This window comes from Microcoleus sp. C2D2 (assembly GCF_036702495.1).
Taxonomy (GTDB): Bacteria; Cyanobacteriota; Cyanobacteriia; order Cyanobacteriales; family Microcoleaceae; genus Microcoleus.
On the sequence record NZ_JAUBTO010000263.1, the window covers coordinates 1 to 6221 of the forward strand.

Here is a 6221-nt window from a genome sequence, read left to right on the forward strand (position 1 = left end):
TTGGTCAGAATTGAAAATTACCGGCACACATCTATTGGCTGGATTGCGGAGTGCAATGTTCGCAGAAGCGATCGCGTAAAACTCGGTTCGACATTCTTAATCAAGGCAGCAGAATTATTTAGCGATTTTCATCCCTGGGGCGGCACACAAAAAGAAAGACAGGTACAGCAGCCGATCTACTCGCTGGGGTCAATTCGCACCGCGAAAGGTCTGAGAAGTCACTTTCCGGGTCTGAAATTACCAACCACTCCACAACCGGAATCAACCGAAGTAAAAGCCTTAGACGGTAGTATCTGGCAGGCTTGCAAGGATGGATGGAGTAAAAGAGCCGCTATTAAGTGGCGCTGCGAAGTGTTACCTGATGGCTACTCCCGCTCACCTCGAATCGACATAAAAAACGACCGCCCAGAATCGGTCGCCCTCGCAAAAACAATTTATTAACTATCATGAATATAACACTGAAACTCCCCAACCCGCAACAGCACGAACGCCTTTTTCTAGACGATCTAATCCAGCGCTACAAATCCAAGTTAATCAGTACGGCTGATTTTATCCTGAGCCTGACGAACATTTACAGACCCAAAGGACAGAAGCTTAATATCCCCTCAGCTAAGATTTTCTATACGCAATTCGGCATCGCAAAAAGCACATTTTATCGAGCGCTCAAACGCCTCGAAAGCTTGCCCGAGTTAGGATTTCATTGGGAACCCACAGGCGGTATTTCCCTGTGGCGCGGAGAGGCCGAAGAAGTTGCAACCCCCGCTTCTTCAGAAAAAAAAGAGCCGACATATGCCAGGCTCAATCAACTCCCTAAATCGATACGAAACGAATTTGAGAGTTTTGTCAAATCTGAATATCGAAAAACCAAGGGAGAGGAACTCAGAAGCTTACATCGATACGTCGAAAAGTCGGCAGATTTCCAAAATTGGTGGGCGAAATTCCAGGAACATACAGCGACAGCGACAGCGACAGCGACAGCGACAGCGACAGCGACAGCGACAGAAACCAAGCGCACCTTTTCTCCTATTCCTGAAGAACTCAAGGGATTGTTCAGTAAGAAACCCACTTAGAAATTAATTAAAAAATGAATACATCACACATGATGCCAATGAATGTGGAAGCCGAAGAAGCAATTCTCGGAGGGATTCTGATTGACCCTGATGCAATTTCTCGGATAGCAGATTTACTACAACCTGAGTATTTTGCGATCCCATCCCATCAAAGGATCTTTTCGGCAGCGATGACCTTATTAACCCAGGGATACTCATCAGACTTGATGACTGTTACCACCTGGCTAACAGACCACGGCCAGCTAGAAGGCGTCGGCGGGTTGAGCAAACTTGCCCAGCTAGTCGATCGCACAGTTTCGGCAGTGAATATCGACCAATACGCAGTTTTAATTGAAGAAAAATACCGGCGACGCAAATTGATTGAGGCCGGCTTCAAAATAGCAGAGTCGGGAAACCAAACAGCGCGCGACCTAGAAGAACTGATCGCCGAAGCCGAGACCGATATCCTCAGCATCAACAACCGCGCGCACTCTCAAGAAATCTCTAGCGTAGGAGACTGCCTCGCAGAAGTGTGGGTCAGCCTCGAAACCGGCACCCCGCCCGGATACCTCACCGGCCTGCACGATGTGGACGAACTGATAGGGGGTCTAACAAGAAAAGATTTGATTGTGGTAGCGGCTCGGGCCTCAATGGGCAAAACATGGTTTGCGATCTATCTGGCGCTACAAATAGCCCAGAAATACAAGCTACCTGTGCTTTTTTTCAGCGCGGAAATGTCACGCGAGGCTCTTACAAAACGGCTCCTAGCATTGGTTTCAGGAATCAGTTCTCAACGACTGATGTGGAACAAAATCTATGATGAGGAGTGGCCAAAACTCTCTGAAGCAGCGGGCAACCTCGCGCAGCTACCGATCATAATTGACGATACCCCGGGCACTTCCCTAACCCCAGCATCAATGAGAAGCGTGTTGCGGCGTGTCGAACGGGAGCATGGCAGCCCAGGGCTGGTGATTTTAGATTACTTGCAATTACTCGGCGAAAGGAACGCGGGCAACCGCGCCCAGGACATAGGCGCCATCGCCGGCCATTGCAAAGCAATCGCCAAAGACTTTGACGTGCCGTTTCTGGCGCTGGCACAGATAAATCGCGGCGTAGAGGCTCGCAACGACAAGCGACCTCTGATGTCCGACCTCAAGGACAGCGGGGATATCGAGCAAGACGCAGATCTTGCTCTTTGCCTCTACCGAGACGACTACTACAATGCTGATTCCCCCGAAAGAGACAAAATTGAGTTGATAGTGAGAAAACAACGGAACGGCTCGCTCGGAACCGCGAAATGTTGGTTCAACCCAGAAAAAGGAACTTTTCGCAATATTTCAAAATAAGTTCTAATTGACTTAAATCTTAGCCGCTTATTGAAGCGGTTTTTTGTTGGTTAAGAATTTTAAGGGCGGTTCTCAAAGTTCCATCACTTCAAAATCTAAAAAGTCTCTCAGGAGATTGTTAAATATTTGAAGAATAGATGAGAGAACGTAAAGCCCTTGCCAGTAATACTTTTCAGCCTGTGGAAGTCCCGGTAGTGAGACTGGAAGTCCCGGTAGTGAGACTGGAAGTCCCGGTAGTGAGACAATTTTGTCACCAGAAAATAGACAGCGACAAATTTGTGAGCGATCACTGCTTATTCCTCTTAAAAAGGGGCGTTTGACACACTTTTGAGGTGCAGTTGAGGTGCAGCCTGTGCATCTTGGGTTTCGGTAGCGCCTGAAACCCAAAGCCGATGGTGGGATTTGAACCCACGACCGTTCGATTACGAATCGAATACTCTACCCCTGAGCTACATCGGCACAGACAATTTTGAATTATAGCACAACAACAGCGAAAAAAGCAATGAGTTGTAGAATTTAATTAAAAACTCCACAACTCCTAACTCAAAACTTGTTAAACGGCCAGTTCCCCGTCTGTTGAGCCGCCTCTGGCCCCGGAATAAACCAAACCCCGCTGCATATCCAGCGTCAGCATAGTTCCGTCCCGAATTACCCGCGTGGCATTCTGCACGCCCACCATCACCGGCACGCCCAACCGCAAACCGATAATCGCGGCGTGAGAAGTCAAACTGTCCTCCTCCGTCACCACACCGGCTGCTTTGCGAATCATCTCCACAAAAGCGACGCTGGTGTGCTCGACTACCAAAATTTCTCCCGGGTGGAAATTGCCTACATCCGCAGCAGTACGAGCAACCCTGGCCAGGCCGCTCACCGAGCCCAAACCCACACCAGTACCTCTGCCTAAAACCGCTGTCACTACCTCAACTTTGATCAAATCCGTCGAGCCGGCAACCCCTTGCAGAGTACCGGCGGTCATCACCACTAAATCTCCGTCGGACACTAACTCTTTTTCCTGGGCGACTGTCATCGCCGATTGAAATGTCTGGCCGGTGGAGGGCAAATCCAGCACCAGCAAGGGTTTGACTCCCCATACTAATTGCAGTTGTCGGGCTACGTCTACGTGAGGAGTAACTGCCAAAATCGCTGTTTTCGGTCGGAATTTCGAGACGTTGCGCGCTGTAGCGCCGGTTTTGGTCAAGGTCATGATGGCGGCCGCGTTCAACTGTTCGGAGATTTGGCTGACTGCTTGGCTGATGCCGTTGGGGATCGATCGACCGATATCTTCTACATTCCTAATATTGCCCCTAATTCCTTCCCTCTCCATCCGCACCGCAATTCTCGCCATCGTCGCCACCGCTTCGACGGGGAACTTGCCCACAGCGGTTTCATTCGAGAGCATCACCGCATCAGTTCCGTCGAGAATCGCGTTGGCCACGTCGGAAATTTCGGCGCGGGTGGGACGGGGATTACCCACCATGCTGTCGAGCATCTGGGTAGCGGTAATTACCGGAATCCCCATGCGGTTAGAAGTAGCAATCAAGCGCTTTTGCAAAAGCGGCACATCTTCGGCAGGCAGTTCCACTCCCAAATCCCCGCGGGCGACCATCACGCCGTTGCACAGGGCGAGGATTGCTTCCATTTGTTCGATCGCCTCGTGCTTTTCGATCTTGGCAATCACCGGTACTTGCTTGCCCGCACTGGCTATCAGCTCTTTAATTTCGAGCATATCCTGGGGATTCCGCACAAAGCTCAGGGCCACCCAATCAACACCTTGGTCGAGGCCGAACATTAAATCTTTGCGGTCTTTGTCAGTCAGAGCCTTAATTGACAGGTAAACTCCGGGAAAATTCACGCCTTTGTTGTTGGAAAGCGGCCCGCCGACGACGACGCGGCAGTACAATTCCCGCGCCGCGCGGTCTACTTTTTCGACGCGCATTTCCACTTTCCCGTCGTCGAGCAGAATCACTGCTCCCTCTGGAACTTCGTCTGCTAGGGGATCGTAGGTGACGGAAGAAATGAGCTCTGTGCCGGGAACCTGGCGGCTGGTGAGAATGAAAGGATCGCCGTTTTTGACAACTATAGAGCCTGTCTCAAAGCGCCCTAAACGAATTTTCGGGCCTTGGAGGTCTTGGAGGATGGCGACCGGCTGGTTGAGTTCAAAGGAGGTTTGCCGGATTAAGCGAATGCTGCGCTGGTGGTCTTCTTCTGTTCCGTGGGAAAAGTTGAGTCGCAAAGTTGTGGCACCGGCTTCTATGAGCTGGCGCAGCACTTGAGGGTCCGAAGTTGCTGGGCCAATGGTGGCGACGATTTTAGTCCGGCGTAGGGCTTTTGGCAATTGCATCAGCGGTGTTCTGGGGAGGCAGGTGGATTTCTTGTTTAAATTTCGGCTAACGTTTCATCTTTCACTACAAGCAATGACGCTAGTCTCAAGTCTTAAAAATTTTGATAGTCGTCAAAACAGTCAGGTATTGACCAATATATAGAATATCTGACTTTTTACCGATCGGTAATCTTTTCTTGGGGAGCGGTCTTTTTTGCAAATTTTTCCGCTCTCAGGCTTGACATAAATACAGAGATACCCATTAATTTTATTTGGTCTGCTGAGGTCTTTTGGCTAATCTAGCACTGGTATCCTTGCACAATATCAATACTTTCCTGTTTGTGCAGAGGCTAGTTTCTGGCGATCGAACTGAGTTCTTTCATAAAACTTTACTATTGTCCGGCTTGTATCTTATACTACGCAAGTGTGAAATATTAAGGAGTCTTAACAAAGATGTCGGAGGCAGGACGGCCGCTGACAGTGCCGAAAGAGTTTCTGAGTCCTCCCGGTGACTTGAATCCGACACTGCTGCTGTTTTTGAGTGCAGTAGCGATTATCGTGATTTCTAACTTGGGTTTCTGGTGTTGGGAATGGCCGGAGTGGTGCTGTTTTTCGCTGAATGTGTTGGCGTTGCACATGGCCGGAACTGTGATACACGATGCGTCTCATAATGCAGCCCATCGCGATCGCACGATGAATGCTATTTTGGGACACGGTAGCGCGCTGATGTTGGGTTTTGCTTTCCCGGTGTTTACGCGGGTACACATGCAGCATCACGCCCATGTCAATGACCCAGATAACGATCCAGACCATTATGTTTCGACGGGCGGGCCTTTGTGGTTGATTGCTGCGAGGTTTTTTTACCACGAGATTTTCTTTTTTAAGCGCAAACTGTGGCGGAAATACGAACTATTGGAATGGTTTCTCAGCCGTTTGTTTGTGATCGGGGTGGTTTATATCGCCATTCAGTACGACCATTTAGGTTATGTGCTGAATTTTTGGTTTTCTCCTGCTTTGGTGGTGGGGTTGGCCTTGGGGTTATTTTTTGATTATTTGCCGCACCGTCCGTTTCACGATCGCGATCGTTGGAAAAATGCCAGAGTATATCCTAGTCCTATTCTAAATATCTTGATTTTGGGGCAGAATTATCATCTGATCCATCACTTGTGGCCTTCTATTCCTTGGTACAATTACAAGCCTGCTTACGAAGCTGTGAAGCCGCTGTTGGATGAGAAAGGTTCTCCTCAAACTTTGGGAATATTGGAAGGGAAAAAGGACTTTTGGAGTTTTATATATGACATTTTTTTAGGGATTAGGCTGCATCACAAGAAAGCGTCTGATTGACAAAAAACCCGGTTTCTTTGAGAGGCCGGGTTTTTTTTTGTATGGCAGAAGGAAGAAGGCAAAAGCAATTCGGGGTAATGGTTTGAGCATTTGTGACAAGTTAAGAAAAAGTGCAAATTGTCAAGGGGGTAGACAAAAAAAGGTAAAATAGGATGAAACCTT

5 protein-coding genes and 1 tRNA gene are annotated in these 6221 nt (G+C 48.9%); 4 read left to right on the forward strand and 2 right to left on the reverse strand.

Translation table 11 applies throughout. The features are described from left to right. The 3 genes from QUB61_RS37250 to dnaB all read left to right on the forward strand — a co-directional run. Positions 1–441 (forward strand): hypothetical protein (locus tag QUB61_RS37250; protein ID WP_333136177.1); only part of this gene is annotated, 441 nt, incomplete at its 5' end. Between the two features lie 5 nt (positions 442–446). Next, positions 447–1070, forward strand: coding sequence for a hypothetical protein (locus QUB61_RS37255; RefSeq protein ID WP_333136179.1), 624 nt, complete (start codon positions 447–449; stop codon positions 1068–1070). A 14-nt stretch (positions 1071–1084) separates the two neighbouring features. Next, positions 1085–2395, forward strand: coding sequence for a replicative DNA helicase (dnaB, locus tag QUB61_RS37260; RefSeq protein WP_333136181.1), 1311 nt, complete (start codon positions 1085–1087; stop codon positions 2393–2395). 387 nt (positions 2396–2782) lie between these two features. Here the strand turns inward: dnaB and QUB61_RS37265 are convergent. Together QUB61_RS37265 and pyk are read right to left on the reverse strand one after the other, a co-directional pair. Then, a tRNA-Thr gene (locus QUB61_RS37265) sits at positions 2783–2854 on the reverse strand. Between the two features lie 94 nt (positions 2855–2948). Continuing rightward, entirely contained in the window at positions 2949–4736 is a 1788-nt protein-coding gene (gene pyk / locus QUB61_RS37270; RefSeq protein ID WP_333136184.1) for a pyruvate kinase, read from the reverse strand. Positions 4737–5168: 432 nt separating this feature from the next. On the opposite strand from pyk, the gene crtR reads away from it, so the two are divergent. After that, complete coding sequence (gene crtR / locus QUB61_RS37275; RefSeq protein WP_333136186.1) at positions 5169–6059, forward strand: beta-carotene hydroxylase; 891 nt, start codon at positions 5169–5171, stop codon at positions 6057–6059. Positions 6060–6221 lie beyond the last annotated feature (162 nt).